Source organism: Streptomyces formicae (genome assembly GCF_002556545.1).
Classification (GTDB): Bacteria; Actinomycetota; Actinomycetes; order Streptomycetales; family Streptomycetaceae; genus Streptomyces; species Streptomyces formicae_A.
This window is the reverse complement of sequence record NZ_CP022685.1, coordinates 6,165,718-6,181,120: the sequence shown is the minus strand read 5'-3', so window position 1 is coordinate 6,181,120 and position 15,403 is coordinate 6,165,718. Positions and strand designations below refer to the sequence as shown.

The 15,403-nt window shown below is 71.9% G+C and carries 17 protein-coding genes; 7 read left to right on the top strand and 10 right to left on the bottom strand.

All coding sequences use genetic code 11. The features are described from left to right. Positions 1–133: 133 nt before the first annotated feature. From def to KY5_RS27120, 8 genes are all read right to left on the bottom strand, one after another. On the bottom strand, positions 134–784 hold the full coding sequence (gene def, locus KY5_RS27155) for a peptide deformylase (RefSeq protein WP_098244685.1): 651 nt from the start codon (positions 782–784) through the stop codon (positions 134–136). A gap of 81 nt (positions 785–865) precedes the next feature. Further along, positions 866–1,846: a tetratricopeptide repeat protein gene (locus tag KY5_RS27150; protein WP_055551119.1), complete on the bottom strand. Its 981-nt coding sequence runs from the start codon at positions 1,844–1,846 to the stop codon at positions 866–868. 158 nt (positions 1,847–2,004) lie between these two features. Next, positions 2,005–3,249, bottom strand: coding sequence for an HD-GYP domain-containing protein (locus KY5_RS27145; protein WP_234362878.1), 1,245 nt, complete (start codon positions 3,247–3,249; stop codon positions 2,005–2,007). Beyond that, positions 3,246–4,592 carry an HD-GYP domain-containing protein gene (locus KY5_RS27140; protein WP_098244683.1) on the bottom strand — a complete coding sequence of 449 codons (1,347 nt, stop codon included), beginning with the start codon at positions 4,590–4,592 and terminating at the stop codon, positions 3,246–3,248. Before KY5_RS27140 ends, KY5_RS27145 begins: the two co-directional genes overlap by 4 nt. A 183-nt stretch (positions 4,593–4,775) precedes the next feature. After that, positions 4,776–5,084 (bottom strand): mycothiol system anti-sigma-R factor, encoded by a 309-nt coding sequence (gene rsrA / locus KY5_RS27135; RefSeq protein WP_098244682.1) that lies wholly within the window; start codon positions 5,082–5,084, stop codon positions 4,776–4,778. Next, positions 5,081–5,764 carry a sigma-70 family RNA polymerase sigma factor gene (locus KY5_RS27130; protein ID WP_199843262.1) on the bottom strand — a complete coding sequence of 228 codons (684 nt, stop codon included), beginning with the start codon at positions 5,762–5,764 and terminating at the stop codon, positions 5,081–5,083. The genes rsrA and KY5_RS27130 overlap by 4 nt, the downstream gene beginning before the upstream one ends. Before the next feature lie 231 nt (positions 5,765–5,995). Further along, positions 5,996–6,637 (bottom strand): alpha/beta family hydrolase, encoded by a 642-nt coding sequence (locus KY5_RS27125; protein ID WP_098244680.1) that lies wholly within the window; start codon positions 6,635–6,637, stop codon positions 5,996–5,998. Position 6,638: 1 nt separating this feature from the next. After that, positions 6,639–7,493, bottom strand: coding sequence for an SOS response-associated peptidase (locus KY5_RS27120; RefSeq protein WP_098244679.1), 855 nt, complete (start codon positions 7,491–7,493; stop codon positions 6,639–6,641). Between the two features lie 49 nt (positions 7,494–7,542). On the opposite strand from KY5_RS27120, the gene KY5_RS27115 reads away from it, so the two are divergent. From KY5_RS27115 to KY5_RS27100, 4 genes are all read left to right on the top strand, one after another. Next, positions 7,543–8,265 carry a M50 family metallopeptidase gene (locus KY5_RS27115; RefSeq protein ID WP_098244678.1) on the top strand — a complete coding sequence of 241 codons (723 nt, stop codon included), beginning with the start codon at positions 7,543–7,545 and terminating at the stop codon, positions 8,263–8,265. A 32-nt stretch (positions 8,266–8,297) separates the two neighbouring features. Next, positions 8,298–9,623: a 3-phosphoshikimate 1-carboxyvinyltransferase gene (gene aroA, locus KY5_RS27110; RefSeq protein ID WP_098244677.1), complete on the top strand. Its 1,326-nt coding sequence runs from the start codon at positions 8,298–8,300 to the stop codon at positions 9,621–9,623. Between the two features lie 17 nt (positions 9,624–9,640). Beyond that, on the top strand, positions 9,641–10,651 hold the full coding sequence (gene rsgA, locus KY5_RS27105; protein WP_098244676.1) for a ribosome small subunit-dependent GTPase A: 1,011 nt from the start codon (positions 9,641–9,643) through the stop codon (positions 10,649–10,651). Positions 10,652–10,764: 113 nt separating this feature from the next. Then, positions 10,765–11,088 (top strand): DMT family transporter, encoded by a 324-nt coding sequence (locus tag KY5_RS27100; protein WP_098244675.1) that lies wholly within the window; start codon positions 10,765–10,767, stop codon positions 11,086–11,088. Positions 11,089–11,115: 27 nt separating this feature from the next. On the opposite strand, the gene KY5_RS27095 is transcribed toward KY5_RS27100, so the two are convergent. Beyond that, positions 11,116–11,724 (bottom strand): TetR/AcrR family transcriptional regulator, encoded by a 609-nt coding sequence (locus tag KY5_RS27095; RefSeq protein WP_098244674.1) that lies wholly within the window; start codon positions 11,722–11,724, stop codon positions 11,116–11,118. A gap of 141 nt (positions 11,725–11,865) precedes the next feature. Between KY5_RS27095 and hisN the strand changes: the two genes are divergently transcribed. Further along, entirely contained in the window at positions 11,866–12,666 is an 801-nt protein-coding gene (gene hisN / locus KY5_RS27090; protein ID WP_098244673.1) for a histidinol-phosphatase, read from the top strand. Between the two features lie 209 nt (positions 12,667–12,875). After that, positions 12,876–13,283 (top strand): cyclic nucleotide-binding/CBS domain-containing protein, encoded by a 408-nt coding sequence (locus KY5_RS27085; protein ID WP_098244672.1) that lies wholly within the window; start codon positions 12,876–12,878, stop codon positions 13,281–13,283. Between the two features lie 64 nt (positions 13,284–13,347). Here the strand turns inward: KY5_RS27085 and KY5_RS27080 are convergent, their stop codons facing one another. After that, positions 13,348–14,817 (bottom strand): catalase, encoded by a 1,470-nt coding sequence (locus KY5_RS27080; RefSeq protein ID WP_098244671.1) that lies wholly within the window; start codon positions 14,815–14,817, stop codon positions 13,348–13,350. A 127-nt stretch (positions 14,818–14,944) separates the two neighbouring features. Here KY5_RS27080 and KY5_RS27075 point away from each other — a divergent pair, with 127 nt between their 5' ends. Then, entirely contained in the window at positions 14,945–15,361 is a 417-nt protein-coding gene (locus KY5_RS27075; protein ID WP_098244670.1) for a Fur family transcriptional regulator, read from the top strand. Positions 15,362–15,403 lie beyond the last annotated feature (42 nt).

The window sequence follows — 15,403 nt, the reverse complement described above, 5'->3', positions numbered from 1 at the left end:
ATATGGATCACCGGCAGCCGGTTCTGCTCGCACATCCGATCGGCCCACGACAACGGCCCCTGGTCAGGGAGTAGTTCCCGACCAGGGGCCGCTCGTGTCACGCGGTTCCCACGCCCCTCAGGCGTGGCGCACGTCAGTCGTTCGGCACCACGGGGTAGCGCGGCGTGCCCTCTTCCATCTGCCGCAGCGCGTCCTTGCGCTCCCGCTTGGAGAGACGGTCGATGTACAGGTAGCCGTACAGGTGGTCCGTCTCGTGCTGCAGGCAGCGCGCGAAGTAGCCCGTGCCGCGCACCTTGATGGGGTTGCCCTTCTCGTCCTGCCCGGTCACCTCGGCGTAGTCCGGGCGGGCCAGCGGGGCGTAGGCGGTCGGCACGGAGAGGCAGCCCTCGCCCGAGTCGTCCAGGCTGCGCCGCTCGGCGGGCAGCTCCTGGAGGACCGGGTTGCAGACCACGCCGACGTGGCGCACGCCCTCGTCGTCCATGCAGTCGTAGACGAACACCTTCAGGTCGACGCCGACCTGGTTGGCGGCCACGCCCACGCCCTGCGCCACGCGCTGGGTCGCGAACATGTCGTCGATCAGCTTCGCGAGGTCGTCGTCGAAGGCGGTGACGTCCTTGCACTCCTTGTGCAGGACCGGATTGCCGACGACCGTGATCGGCCGCGACGTGCCGCGCTCGCGGTAGGCCGTCTCGCGCTCCTCGCAGTCCTCCGTGTCGATGACGAAGCCCTCGTCGTCGACGGGGAGCACCCCGCCGGAGGTCTGCTGCTCAGTGTCCTGCGCCATGTCCGCCGTACGCCTTCCTTGAAGCCCTCAAGAGTTTGTGCCGGTACAGCCTACGGCGAAGTGCCCGGGGACCTCCTCGGGTCAGCAGACCTCTTCGAGGTCCCGCCAGTCGCGGGAGTCCGGGCTGTCCGCCACCCAGCCGTCGAGCAGGCCGCGCACCAGGCCCGCGGGCGCCGCGATGCCGCACTCGCGCTCGGGCACCCAGACCGCGCCCGGGCTGCGGTGGCCGAGCGGGCCCGGGTGTCCCGGCTCGCTGTGGTCGTGCGGGTCCAGGTGCTCGCCGTCGCCCTCGTCGCTCGGCATCCGGGACTCGGAGCACATCCGGCAGAGCAGCCGCACCGAGGACGACCAGTCCTCGGCGGCAAAGCCCGCGTCGGACGCGAGCTGCTCCAGGGCGTCCCTGTCGGCCTCGGTGGCGGCCTCCAGGAGCACCACCCAGGTGGGCACGGGCGAGGGCGCCCAGAGCTCGATCTCGTCGAAGACGGGATAGGAGTGGCCCGCCGCCGTCGTCCGCTCGCCGTGCGGGACGCCGTCGTGCAGCACGACCTCGCCCCAGCGCCGCCCCGACGAGGGCAGCGGGATGGACAGGAGCTCGATGCGGGCCGGGTCGAGCCTGCGGCCCCACACGACCTCCGCCTCGCCCTCCGGCGAGAGCCGCACGGCCGCGCTGCCCAGGTCCATGCCCGTCGGCTCGCCGGACGCCGCGACCCCGCCGGGCACCTTCAGGCCGTACGCCTGCCAGGCGCGGCGGGCCAGCGGCCAGTCCTGGAGGGCGGTCGCCGCGATGCCGACGTTCCACCAGTCGGGGGCGCCCGCCGACCGGTCCAGGAGCGCGACGGCGCGCAGCCCCGCGGCCCGCGCCTGCTCCCAGTCGTGCCGGAACTTGTGCAGGAGCGCGAGATTGAACCAGGACTCGGACAGCCAGGGCTCCAGATCCGCCGCGCGCGTGAGCAGGGCCCCCGCGTCCTCGTACCGGCCGTCGCCGATCAGCGTGAACGCGCGGTCGGTCGCCTGCCGCCATGAGGCGGAGGGCCGGTGCCGTCCCTTGCCGAAGATCCTCACGATTCCCGCCTGATTCCCGCCTGTCACGATTTCGGAAGACACATCCTCTGAGGGCGCGGCATCGGGGTCCGTGCCCCCGTGCACCCTCTTCTTCGCATCCAACCACGTACGGTCGGACGGCCGCTCATTACCCATGGGTTACCCAGCCTCGGCCCGCCTCAGGCCCGCCCGTTCCCCGCCCGCGAAAGGACCCGGGCGAGGGACTCCACGACTTCGGCCTGGTAGTCGCGTCCTGTGGCCAGGCGCAGCCGTTCCAGGGCCTGCAGCGGGCCGTCGAGCGACCCTGTGGGTCCTTCTCCCCGCGCCATCTCGTCGTACGCGTTCGCGGTACGCACAATTCGCGCGGTGAGCGGCTGGTCGCGGTACGGATCCGCCTGGCGCTCCACGACGACGGCGACCGCCGAGTCCACCCCGGTCTGGCGCACCACGGCCCCGCCGAGCAGGGCTATCCGACGCTGTTCCGTCTCGGGAAGGGCCGCGGTGGCGCCCGCGGGGACCGGGTCGACCAGGGAGAGCTGGCCGATGTCGTGCATCAGCGCCGCGTGCTCCAGGACGATGAGGTCGGGCTCGGACAGGCCGAGGTCGCGCCCCACGGCCCTGCTGAGCCCGGCGACCCTGCGGGCGTGCCCCTGCGGGGTGTATCCGGCGATCTCCGTCGCCCTGGCCAGGGACGCGATGGTCTGCCGGTAGGTCGCGCGCACGGCCGCGTACCGCCGGAAGGACAGCTGGGTGAGCAGCAGCGGGATGCTGAACACCGGCAGCGCCCAGAGCCCCGCGACGGCCACCGCGAGCGCCATCACCGCGCCGGTCGCGCACACCGCGGAGCCGATGCCGAGCATGGCCCGCAGCTCGTCCCTCAGGAGCGGGCCGAACGGCCAGCCGGTGCGGGCGTGCGCCGTGGTCGCGGCGAGCACGGCGTCGCAGAGCGCGGTCAGGACGAGCAGCGCGACCATGACGAGCGCGAAGGAGGGCCCGTGGCCGACCCACTCCTTCAACTTGCCCGAGTTGTACAGGGGTTGGAAGCACACGGCGGCGAACCCGACGGTCAGCACGCGGCGCGCCATGTGGTCGGGCGAGGGCCCCTTGCCGAGCGCCACGTGCGGCACGGCGCCCACCAGCGCGGCCGCGACGACCACGGCGATCACCTGCGGGGCGCCGTGGTGCGTGGGCTGTCCCGCGTTCTCCCCGAGCAGGGCGTACGCCAGGGCCCCCGCGGCCCCGAGCGGCGCGGGCTCCCGGTCCCGCACGCTCCCCCACCGGGCCAGCTCCCCGAGTGCGACGAGCACCCCGAAGGCGAACGCGGTCCGCCCCTCGGTGACGCCGTGCCAGAGGGTCCAGGCGAGTGACAGCACGGCGAGCAGCCCGGCGAGCGCCGTCGCCGCCGTGGGCAGGCGGGAACTCACCGCGGGGCCGAACCGGGCACCGCGGGCGCGGACACCGTCGGCGCGGGCGGCACGGGCCCCGCCTGGCCGGGGACGTCCGAGGTGACCTCGGGATGCCACCCGTACCGCTCCAGCGCCCGCGCCAGCGCCCCGACCATCGCGGGGTCGAACTGCGCGCCCGCGCACCGGGTCAGCTCCTCCAAGGCCACCGGCACGGGCCGGGCCCGCCGGTAGGACCGCGTGGACGTCATCGCGTCGAACGCGTCCGCGACGGCCACCACCCGGGCGGACTCGGGGATCTGCGCCCCGGCGAGGCCGTACGGATAGCCGCTCCCGTCGATCCGCTCGTGGTGGTGCAGGATCGCCGCCCGCGCGTCCCCCAGGAATCCGATGCCGCGCACCATCTCGTGTCCGTACTCGGGATGCAGCTCGATGACGCGGCGCTCCTCCGGCGTCAGGGGTCCTTCCTTGCGCAACAGCCGGGTGGGTACGCCGAGTTTGCCGACGTCGTGCAGGATGCCCGCGAACCGGAGCACCTCCACGCGGTCGTCGCCCATGCCCAGTTCCCTGGCGATGAGCACCGAGGCGCGGCCGACCCGTTCGCTGTGGCCGCGGGTGTACTTGTCCTTGAGGTCGACGGCCTGAACGAGCGCCCTGATGGTGGCCTGGTGGGCGGCGCGCTCGCGGTGGTACTGCGCGAACACCCAGCAGGAGACGCCCATCGGAAGCAGCACGAGCAGCCCGGCCGCGGGGCCGTACGGACTGGTCCACAGGACCGCCATCATCAGACCGGCGAGGCCGTGCACCGCGACGGGCGCGAGCGCGCGCGGGAAGAGCCCCCGCCAGGCCAGGCGCGCGGGCACCCGCTCGGCGGTCACGGCGACCCCGCCGTCCAGGGCGGCGAGCACGGCGGAGAACGCGAGCACGGTGGCTCCCGCGGGAGCCAGGACGTAGGGGAAGTCGGGCGCCGCGCAGGCCCCGGGACCGCCGAGCGCCTCGAAGACGCGGGCCGACACCCAGGCGGCGACGGCGAGTTGGGCCGCGCGCCAGAGCCTGCGCACCCACCGGGGATGCCGCTCGACGCGGGCGAGCAGCGCGCCGGGCACGGCGACGAGGGCGGCGGCCGAAGGAGGCAGCAGGAAGACCCCGGCGAGCAGCACGGGGAAGAAGGTGCCGAGACCGCGCGGGGCACGGCGGCCGACGAAGCGGCACCGGGTGATCTGCTCGCACCCGGCGTAGAGCACCGCGAGCAGGGCGACGGCGGGCCACGGCGTGCGCGCGCCGAGCGCGGGCACGGCGCAGGCGGCGCCCGTCAGGGCGACGCACAGGATGTACACGCGGGCCCACGCCGGCACCGACCGCATGGAGTTCTCCTCACCGTTCCAGCTCCGGAGAGTAGAACGGTGGCATCGCGGCCAGAGCCCGGCGGCCGTGAATTAGCACGTTCGAGTGACCGGAGGGGAGAACGGGGAGAACGAGGGCGGGCCGCGACAGAAAATGTCGCGGCCCGCCCTCGTACGGTCAACTCACGCCGACGGCGCGGTGGTTCAGGCCTCGCCCGCCGCCACGTCCTGCGTGACGTCGTTCTCCGGAACGGTCTGCCCGGAGCGGATGAGGTCGATGCGCCCCATCACCTTGGCCCGCAGGTCGACGGGGACGTCGTCCTGGCCGCAGCAGCGCTTCACCAGCTTCTTGACCGCCTGCTCGAGGCCGTACTTCTCCAGGCACGGAGAGCACTCCTCGAAGTGCGTCTCGAACTTGGTGCAGTCACTGTCCGGCATCTCGTGGTCCAGGAACTCATAGAGATGGTCCAGGACTTCACTGCAGTCAGTCTCGTGCGGCTCTCCGCAGCTCATGAGCCCGAGCCTTTCGTTCCGTTCGACTCCCCGGCGCCCGCCGGGACGAGCCCGCGATCACGGGCGTAGTCCTCCAGCATGCCGCGCAGCTGGCGACGGCCGCGGTGCAGTCGGGACATCACCGTACCGATGGGTGTCCCCATAATGTCCGCGATCTCCTTGTAGGCAAAGCCCTCTACGTCGGCCAGATAGACGGCGATGCGGAATTCCTCGGGGATCGACTGCAGTGCGGTCTTCACGTCCGAGTCGGGCAGGTGGTCGAGCGCCTGCGACTCGGCGGAGCGCAGACCGGTGGACATGTGCGACTCCGCACGCGCCAGCTGCCAGTCCTCGATCTCCTCGGCGGCGCTGCGCTGGGGCTCGCGCTGCTTCTTGCGGTACGAGTTGATGAAGGTGTTCGTGAGGATGCGGTAGAGCCACGCCTTGAGGTTGGTGCCCTCGCGGAACTGGTGGAACGACGCGTACGCCTTCGCGTAGGTCTCCTGCACCAGGTCCTCCGCGTCCGCCGGATTGCGCGTCATGCGCAGCGCCGCCGAGTACATCTGGTCGAGGAACGTCAGCGCGTCCCGCTCGAAGCGGGCCGTGCGCTCCGCGGCCGTCTCGGACCTCTCCGACCCTTCTCGGGGCTGCTCCGCCTGGCCGTGCTCGGCCCCTGCGTCGGTCCCAGTGACCGGACCCACCTCCTCCAACGACGTGGTGAGACCGAAAGCAGCCCCACTCGAATCGGAGGATAGACGACGATCCGCTCCGCGCGCCGCCCGAATAGGTGTGGTTTTGGGCGCGCTCAGCACCGTCCACTCCAGGTCAGGCGACGTGGAGCGGTTCGGGCAGATGGTCGAACCCATGCGGCGGACTCCCTCTCGTACGAACAGCTGGTGACGGCGTCTGCCGTCTGCTGTGCACAACAGAGGTCACCCGGCCAACATTCCCGCCCACCGGGCCACCGCGTCCGTGATGCCCTTCACTGCCTCGTCCTGCGTGATCTCCGCCCGCTTGGGCACCGCGAACCCGTGGTCGCCGTGGGGCACCTCCACCAGTTCGTACGGTCCCTCCGGGAATTCCGCGGGCTTCCCGAAGGGGTCGTTGCCGCCCTGCACGACGAGGGTCGGCACCCCCGCGCCCAGCAGTTCGTCGGCGCGGGACTTCTCGGGCTTGCCCGGCGGGTGCAGCGGGAAGGAGAGCGCGAGCACGGCCGCGGCGCCGAGCTCGGTCGCGGTGCGGCAGGCCACGCGGGCGCCCGCGCTGCGGCCGCCGGAGATCACCGGGAGGCCCTTCTTCTCCAGCGCGGGCCAGATCCCCCGCCACCCCACGTCCAGCGTCTTCGGCGCGGGCGCCACCTTCTTGCCCGCCACCCGCCAGGGCTGCTCGACGAGGGCGACGCTCACGCCGTGCGCGGGCAGCTCGGCGGCGATGGCCTTCAGGTCGCGGGCCTCGATGCCGCCGCCCGCGCCGTGGCTGACGGCGAGCAGCAGGCGGGCGCTCTTCCCGGGGGCCGGGTGCCAGGTGATCCGCGCCTCGCCCGCGTCGGTCTCAACGATCTCGCTCTTGGTCACGTCAGAAGAGTGTGCCCTCTTCGGGCCCTGCCAGCTCCGTAAGCAGCTCCGGGCCGTTGTTGCGGACGTTGCTGACGGCGGTGGAGACCGGGTAGGCGCGCAGCAGGCCGTGCGGCGGCGGCTCCAGGAGGGTGCGCAGGTCGTCGGCGTCGGTGCGGGACGGGTCGAGCCAGGCGTCCCAGCGGTCCGGGGTCAGCATCAGCGGCATCCGCGGGTGGATGTCGGCGAGCGAGCGCGGGCCCTCCTCGGGGGTGTCGGCGAGCGGCGTGGTCTCCGCCTCCGTGGTGATCACTGTGCACGTCACCCACCAGGCAGTGGGGCCTCCCCTGCTCGAGCGAAGCCGAGAGCTTGGGGAAGGGTGCTCGTCGGGCAGGGTCTTGTCCCGCCAGAACTCGTACAGCCCTGCCATGGCGAAGACCGAGCCGTCGGCCGGGGTCACGAAGTAGGGCTGCTTGCGGGGCCGCTTCTTCTTGCCCTCGACCTCCAGCTGCCGCTCGTCGGGCGCGGTCACCCACTCGTAATAGCCGTCGGCGGGCAGGACACAGCGCCGGGAGGCGAAGGCGCGGCGGTAGGACGGCTTCTCGTGGACGGTCTCCGCGCGCGCGTTGATCATCCGGGCGCCGCCCTCGGGCGTCTTGGCCCAGGACGGCACGAGACCCCACTTCAGGGTGCGCAGCTGGCGAACCGGACGCGGGTCCGCCGCGTCTTTCACAGGACGGTCGAGGACCGCGTAGACCTCTTTGGTGGGCGCCACGTTGAAGTCGGGGGCCAGGGACTCCTCCGGCTCCCACTTCTCGATCTCGAAGATCCCTGCGAGGTCCTCGGGCCTACGACTGGATGCATACCGTCCGCACATACGTGCCAGACTGCCAGACCGCGTACGACCAGAGGGAGCAGTCCAAGCAATGGAAAGCACCGCCAACGCCAGCCCGGCCGCCCTCTGGGACCGGCTCTTCGGCACCCAGGCAGCGCCCGAGCAGTGGCTGGTGATCGCGGCCGGTGTCGTCGCCCTCGCCGTCGTCGTCCCGCACGGCGTCTGGCGCGTGGCCCGCAACGCCATCACCATCGCGCACGAGGGCGGCCACGGTCTGATCGCCCTGCTCACCGGCCGCCGCCTGGACGGCATCCGGCTGCACTCCGACACCTCGGGCCTGACCGTCTCGCGCGGCAAGCCGACCGGCATCGGCATGATCCTGACCGCCGCCGCGGGCTACACCGCGCCGCCGCTGCTCGGCCTCGGCGGCGCGGCCCTGCTCGCTTCGGGGCGCATCACGGCGTTCCTGTGGATCGCCACCGCGCTGCTCATCGCGATGCTGGTGATGATCCGCAACGCGTACGGCGCCCTGACCGTCGTCGTCGCGGGCGGCACCTTCCTGGTCATCTCCTGGCTCGCCAGCACGGACGTGCAGGCGGCCTTCGCGTACGCGGTGGTGTGGTTCCTGCTCCTGGGCGGCGTGCGGCCCGCCTTCGAGCTGCAGTCCAAGCGCAGGCGCGGGGGCGCGGGCGACTCGGACGCGGACCAGCTGTCGCGGCTCACGCACGTGCCCGCGGGAATGTGGCTCTTCCTCTTCCACGCCGTATCGCTGTGTTCGCTGATGGGCGGCGGGCGCTGGCTGCTCGACGTCTGAGCGGGCTCCCGGCCAGCCACTAAAGTGAGGGCATGACCGAAACTCCGGCGCACACCGCCCTCTGGCCCGCCCCGCACGCAAGCGGAGCCGTCACCGCGACGGTCCACGTCCCCGGTTCGAAATCGGTCACCAATCGCGCGCTCGTCCTCGCCGCGATCGCCGCCGAGCCCGGCTGGCTGCGCCGCCCGCTGCGCTCGCGCGACACCCTGCTGATGGCGGGCGCCCTGCGCGCCATGGGCGTCGGCATCGAGGAGGGCGTGGGCCCCGACGGCTCGGGCGAGGCCTGGCGCGTGATCCCCTCGGGGCTCCAGGGCCCCGCCACGGTCGACGTCGGCAACGCGGGTACGGTCATGCGCTTCCTGCCCCCGGTCGCCGCCCTCGCCGACGGTCCTATCCGCTTCGACGGCGACCCCCGCTCGTACGAGCGCCCGCTGACCGGCGTGATCGACGCGCTGCGCGTGCTCGGCGCCCGGATCGACGACACCACGCTCGGCAGCCCCGGCGCCCTGCCGCTGACCGTGCACGGCGGCGGCGCACTGGAGGGCGGCCGGGTCGAGATCGACGCCTCGTCCTCCTCCCAGTTCGTCAGCGCCCTGCTGCTCTCGGGCCCGCGCTTCAACCAGGGCGTGGAGGTGCGGCACGTGGGAGGGCCGCTGCCGTCCATGCCGCACATCCGGATGACCGTGGACATGCTGCGCGCGGTCGGCGCCCAGGTGGACACCCCGGAGTCGGGCGGCGAGCCGAACGTGTGGCGGGTCACCCCCGGCGCCCTGCTCGGCCGCGACCTGACCGTCGAGCCCGACCTGTCCAACGCCCAGCCGTTCCTCGCCGCGGCCCTGGTCACCGGCGGCACGGTCACGATCCCCGACTGGCCCGCGCACACCACGCAGCCCGGCGACGCGCTGCGCCGGATCTTCACGGAGATGGGCGGCTCCTGCGAGCTGACCGAGCAGGGCCTGGTGTTCACCGGGAGCGGCTCCGTGCACGGCATCGACGTGGACCTGAGCGAGGTCGGCGAGCTCACCCCGGGCATCGCGGCGGTCGCGGCCCTCGCCGACTCCCCCTCGACGCTGCGCGGCGTCGCCCACCTGCGCCTGCACGAGACGGACCGCCTGGCCGCGCTCACCAAGGAGATCAACGAACTCGGCGGCGACGTCACCGAGACCGCGGACGGCCTGCACATCCGGCCCCGCAGGCTGCACGGCGGCATCTTCCACACCTACGACGACCACCGCATGGCGACCGCGGGCGCGATCATCGGCCTGGCGGTGCGGGGCGTGGAGATCGAGAACGTCGCGACGACGGCCAAGACCCTCCCCGACTTCCCCGACCTCTGGACCGGAATGCTCGGGAACTGACGGGCGGAACGAGAACCATGCGCCGTTACGGCAAGAACCCCGACGAGGACGACATCCGCGTCCGCCCCAACCGCAAGGGCAACCGCCCCCGCACCCACATCAGGCCCAAGCACGAGGACGCGTCCGAAGGGATGGTCCTCACCGTCGACCGGGGGCGGCTCACCGTCCTGGTCGACGACCGGATCGTGATGGCCATGAAGGCCCGCGAGCTGGGCCGCAAGGCCGCCGTGGTGGGCGACAGGGTCGCGGTCGTCGGGGATCTGTCCGGCAAGAAGGACACCCTCGCGCGGGTCGTGCGCATCGCGGAGCGCGCGTCGGTCCTGCGCCGTACGGCGGACGACGACGACCCCTACGAGCGTGTGGTGGTGGCCAACGCCGACCAGCTCGCCATCGTCACCGCGCTCGCCGACCCCGAGCCGCGCCCGCGCCTGATCGACCGCTGTGTCGTGGCGGCGTACGACGGCGGGCTCGAACCGATCCTCGTCCTGACCAAGTCGGACCTGGCACCCGCCGACAAGATCCTGGAGACGTACGCCGCGCTCGACATCCCCTATGTGGTCACCAGCCGCGAGGAGTTCACCGACGGCGCCGAGCTCGCGCAGGTCCACGAGCTGCTCGACGGGCACGTCACCGCGTTCGTCGGGCACTCCGGAGTGGGCAAGACGACGCTCGTCAACGCGCTCGTACCGCCGGAGCGGCGGCGCACCACCGGGCACGTCAACGCGGTCACGGGCCGCGGCAGGCACACCACCACGTCCGCCCTCGCGCTCCCCCTGGAGGGCGCGGGCGGCTGGGTGATCGACACCCCGGGCGTACGGTCGTTCGGGCTCCACCACGTGGACCCCTCGCGCGTCATCCTCGCCTTCCCCGACCTGGAGCCGGGGACGGTGGACTGCCCGCGCGGCTGCAGCCACGACGAGAAGGACTGCGCCCTGGACGCCTGGGTGGCCGCCGGGCACGCCGACCCGCAGCGCCTCTACTCGCTGCGCAGGCTGCTCGCAACGCGGGAGCGACGCGAGGGCGACTGAACAGCCCGTTGTTTGCGCCGCCCCGGCACAGGTAAATGCATAATCGCACCAAGCCGGATTCAAGCCAGGCGAAGCGGTCGCGGAATGCGTACGGGTACGGGAGGCAGGGACACATGGCGTGGCTGCTGGTCATCGTGGCGGGGATTCTTGAGACCGGCTTCGCGGTCTGTCTGAAGCTCTCGCACGGCTTCACCCGGCTCTGGCCGACGATCGCGTTCGCCTGCTTCGCGCTCAGCAGCTTCGGTCTGCTGACGCTCGCCCTGAAGAAGCTGGACGTCGGGCCCGCGTACGCGGTCTGGACGGGCATCGGCGCGGCGGGCACCGCGATCTACGGGATGGTCTTCCTCGGCGACCTGGTCTCCACGCTCAAGCTGGTCTCGATCTCGTTCGTGATCGTCGGCGTGATCGGGCTCCAGCTGTCCGGCTCGGCGCACTGAGCGCCGCGCGCCGCGTGGGCGTGCCGCTCACTTGGCGCTGACCCAGCGTCCGATGGCCCCGCGGACCAGCTCCGCGGGGTCGTCGTCGCTCCCGGCGGGCGCCACGACGTACGACAGGGCGAGCCGGACCGCGCTCTCGCAGGCGAGGGCGAGTTCCGGATCCCGTGCCGAGCGGCCCCGGCCGCCGAGCGCGAGCACCGCGCGGTCCCGCACCAGCGCGAGCAGCTCCGCCGACGTGGGCACCCCGGCGTCCGCGCGGCGCTGCGCGGGCACCGGCGACGTGGACCCCGCCGACCTGCTCGGCGCGGGCAGCCGCTCGCCCCAGCAGCCGGTGAGCGCGGCCCGCACCAGCGCGTTGCCGCGCGCGGCGCCCACCGTCCAGGCGGCCACGGCGGCCAGGCGCTCCGCCGGTTCGCGTTCCTCGGCGAGCGCGCGTTCGACGCCGTGCAGATAGCCGTCCGTCTCGCGCCGCAGCAGGGCGCGGGCGAGCCCGTCCTTGCTGCCGAACTCGTTGTAGAGGGTCTGCCGGGACACCCCGGCGACGGCCGCGACGTCGACCATGCGGACGCCGGGCCACGGTCGCCTGGCGAGCGCGGTGTAGGCCGCGTCGAGTAAGGATTCCCGTGCTGCAGGCATCGTCGCCTCCCCGGGCCGAAGCGGCTCCGGTGCCAGAGTTGACGCGCTCGGCAGCACTGTCAATAGCTCCGGCGCGAGCTGGTCGAGAGCTCGCACACGGGTGCTGTGGCTCGTGCTGTACGAGATCGATACTGTTCACTCATGCCCGACTACCACGATGATCTGCGTCTCGCCCATGTCCTCGCGGACGCCGCCGACGCCCAGACCATGGACCGGTTCAAGGCCCTCGACCTGAAGGTCGAGACCAAGCCGGACATGACGCCGGTGAGCGAGGCCGACAAGGCGGCCGAGGAGCTGATCCGCTCCCAGCTCCAGCGGGCGAGGCCGCGCGACGCGATCCTCGGCGAGGAGTACGGCATCGAGGGCACGGGCCCGCGCCGCTGGGTGATCGACCCGATCGACGGCACCAAGAACTACGTGCGCGGCGTCCCGGTCTGGGCCACGCTCATCTCCCTGATGGAGGCGGGCGAGGGCGGCTACCAGCCGGTGGTCGGCGTCGTCTCCGCGCCCGCGCTCGGCCGCCGCTGGTGGGCGGCGAAGGGCGGCGGCGCCTACACGGGACGCAGCCTCACCTCGGCGACCCGGCTGCGGGTCTCCGAGGTCTCGCGGCTCTCCGACGCCTCCCTCGCGTACTCCTCCCTGACGGGCTGGGAGGAACAGGGCCGCCTCGACGGCTTCATGGACCTCACGCGCGCGGTCTGGCGCACCCGCGGCTACGGCGACTTCTGGCCGTACATGATGGTGGCCGAGGGTTCGGTCGACATCTGTGCCGAGCCGGAGCTCTCGCTGTGGGACATGGCGGCGAACGCGATCGTGGTGACGGAGGCGGGCGGCAGCTTCACCGGCCTCGACGGCAGCCCTGGACCGCACAGCGGCAACGCCGCGGCGTCGAACGGGCTGCTCCACGACGAGCTGCTCGGCTATCTCAACCAGCGCTACTGAGCACGCGCCGAAGGCCCACCCACAGGCGTATGTCACACCGGCGCGCGCCCTGAACTGACCACGCGCGCCCTCTTGTTGACGTCCCGCATGGCTGCGACTCTGAGAGTCCCCCCACTTGTGAACTTGTGAATCCCTTCTCCAGCAGGGAGCGGAGGCAATCCTTCGCCCACCGGGAGCCCTCGGATTCACCAAGGAGGTGGCTCACGCCCATGCTCGTCCGCGACGCCATGAGCTCGATGGTCCTCACCATCGGCCCCGCCCACACCCTCCGTCAGGCCGCCCGGCTGATGTCGGCCCGCAAGGTCGGCGCCGCCGTCGTCCTGGACCCCGACACCTGTGGCCTCGGCATTCTCACCGAGCGGGACATCCTCAACTCCCTGGCCACCGGCCAGAACCCGGACCTGGAGACCGCGGGAACGCACACCACGACAGAGATCGTCTTCGCCACCCCGGCCTGGACGCTCGAGGACGCCGCCGACGCCATGTCGCACGGCGGCTTCCGGCACCTGATCGTCATGGACCACAACGAACCGACCGGCATCGTCTCCGTCCGCGACATCGTCCGCTGCTGGGCACCCGACCGACGGGCGACGCGCACCGCCACCCTGACGGGCTGAACACGGCGGCGGGCCGGCCCCCATGGGAACCGGCCCGCCGCTCTCCTACGACAAGGGGTACGGGTCAGCCGCGCAGGGCCTGGACCGCGGCCTCCAACCGCTTGCCGAAGTCACCGTCCGCCTGGCGGAAGTTGTCGATGGCGCGCTGCGCGATGTCCTCGCGCGAGACGCCCGCGATGTTGCCCGCGAGGTTCTCGATCAGGCGCGCCTTCTCGTCCTCCGACATCAGCCGGTAGAGGTCGCCCGCCTGCACGAAGTCGTTGTCCTCGGCGTGCGAGGGCGTCTCGTGGTTGCCGGTGCCGCCGGAGACCGCGGTGGTCGCCCAGAGCGGCCGGTCCGTCTGGAACGGGCCGCCGAAGGAGTTGGGCTCGTAGTTCTTCGCGCCCTTGTGGCGGCCGTCGTACAGGAAGCCGTCACGGGAGTGGGTGCGCGCCTCGGTGGCGTGCGGGCGGTTCACCGGCAGGTGGTCGGCGTTGATGCCGACGCGGTAGCGGTGCGCGTCGCCGTACGCGAAGAGGCGGCCCTGGAGCATCTTGTCCGGCGAGGGGCCGATGCCCGGCACGAAGTGCGCGGGCGAGAAGATCGCCTGCTCCACCTCGGCGAAGATGTTCTCCGGGTTGCGGTTGAGCTCCAGCTTGCCGATCTCGATCGGCGGGTAGTCCGCGTGCGGCCACACCTTGGTGAGGTCGAACGGGTTGAAGCGGTACGTCGCCGCGTCGGCCGCGGGCATGATCTGCACCTGCACGGACCAGCTCGGGAAGTCACCGCGCTCGATGGCCTCGCGCAGGTCGCGCTGGTGGGAGTCGGGGTCCTTGCCCGCGAGCACCTCGGCCTCGGCGGCGGTGAGGTTCTTGATGCCCTGGTCGGTCTTGAAGTGGTACTTGACCCAGAAGACCTCGCCCGCCTCGTTGTTCCACTGGAACGTGTGCGAGCCGAAGCCGTCCATGTGGCGGTACGACGCCGGGATGCCGCGGTCGCCGAAGAGCCAGGTCACCTGGTGGGTGCTCTCCGGGCTGAGGCCCCAGAAGTCCCACACGTTGTCGGCTTCCTGCGAGCCCGTGTACGGGTCGCGCTTCTGCGTGTGGATGAAGTCGGGGAACTTGATGGCGTCCCTGATGAAGAAGACCGGGGTGTTGTTGCCGACGAGGTCGTAGTTGCCCTCCTCGGTGTAGAACTTCAGCGAGAAGCCGCGCGGGTCACGCACCGCGTCGGCCGCGCCGAGGTTCCCGGCCACGGTGGAGAACCGCAGGAACGTCTCGGTCTCCTTGCCGACCTCGGAGAGGAACTTCGCACGCGTCCACTGCGAGACGTCCCGGGTGAGCGTGAAGGTGCCGTACGCACCGGCACCGCGCGCGTGCACGATGCGCTCCGGGATCCGCTCGCGGTTGAAGTGGGCGAGCTTCTCCAGGAGCAGCTGGTCCTGGATCAGCATCGGCCCGCCGACGCCCGCGGTCTCGCTGTTCTGGTTGTCGGCGACCGGCGCTCCGGCCTCCGTGGTGAGCGGTCCCTGCGTCACGCGCGCCTCCTGCGTCATTACCTGCGATTCCTGTCCCTTGGCGTATGCCGGTTCCGATCCTACAATGGACATTGTCTAAGTCAAGTAAACGTCCAAAGTCACACCCGTTCGGGACTTAGGTCCCTTGCCTGTTAGGCTGGCCCTCATGAGTGACCTACTGGAACGACTGCGCGGACGCGGCTGGCGCATGACCGCCCAACGACGCGTCGTGGCCGAGGTTCTCGACGGGGAACACGTCCATCTCACGGCGGACGAAGTGCACGCCCGCGCCGTCGGCAGACTGCCCGAGATCTCCCGGGCGACCGTCTACAACACGCTGGGCGAGCTGGTGACCCTCGGAGAGGTCCTCGAAGTCTCGACGGACCGCCGCGCCAAGCGGTACGACCCGAACGCGCACCAGCCCCACCACCACCTGGTCTGCGCCCGCTGCGGCGCGATCCGCGACGTCCACCCCACGGGCAACCCCCTGACCAGCCTCCCCGACTCCGAACGCTTCGGCTTCACGGTCGAGGGCGTAGAGGTCACGTACAAGGGCATCTGCCCGAACTGCGCGACGGCGTAGCGCTTCTCCGTACGCTCACGGCGGCCCCGACACCGAGAGGTG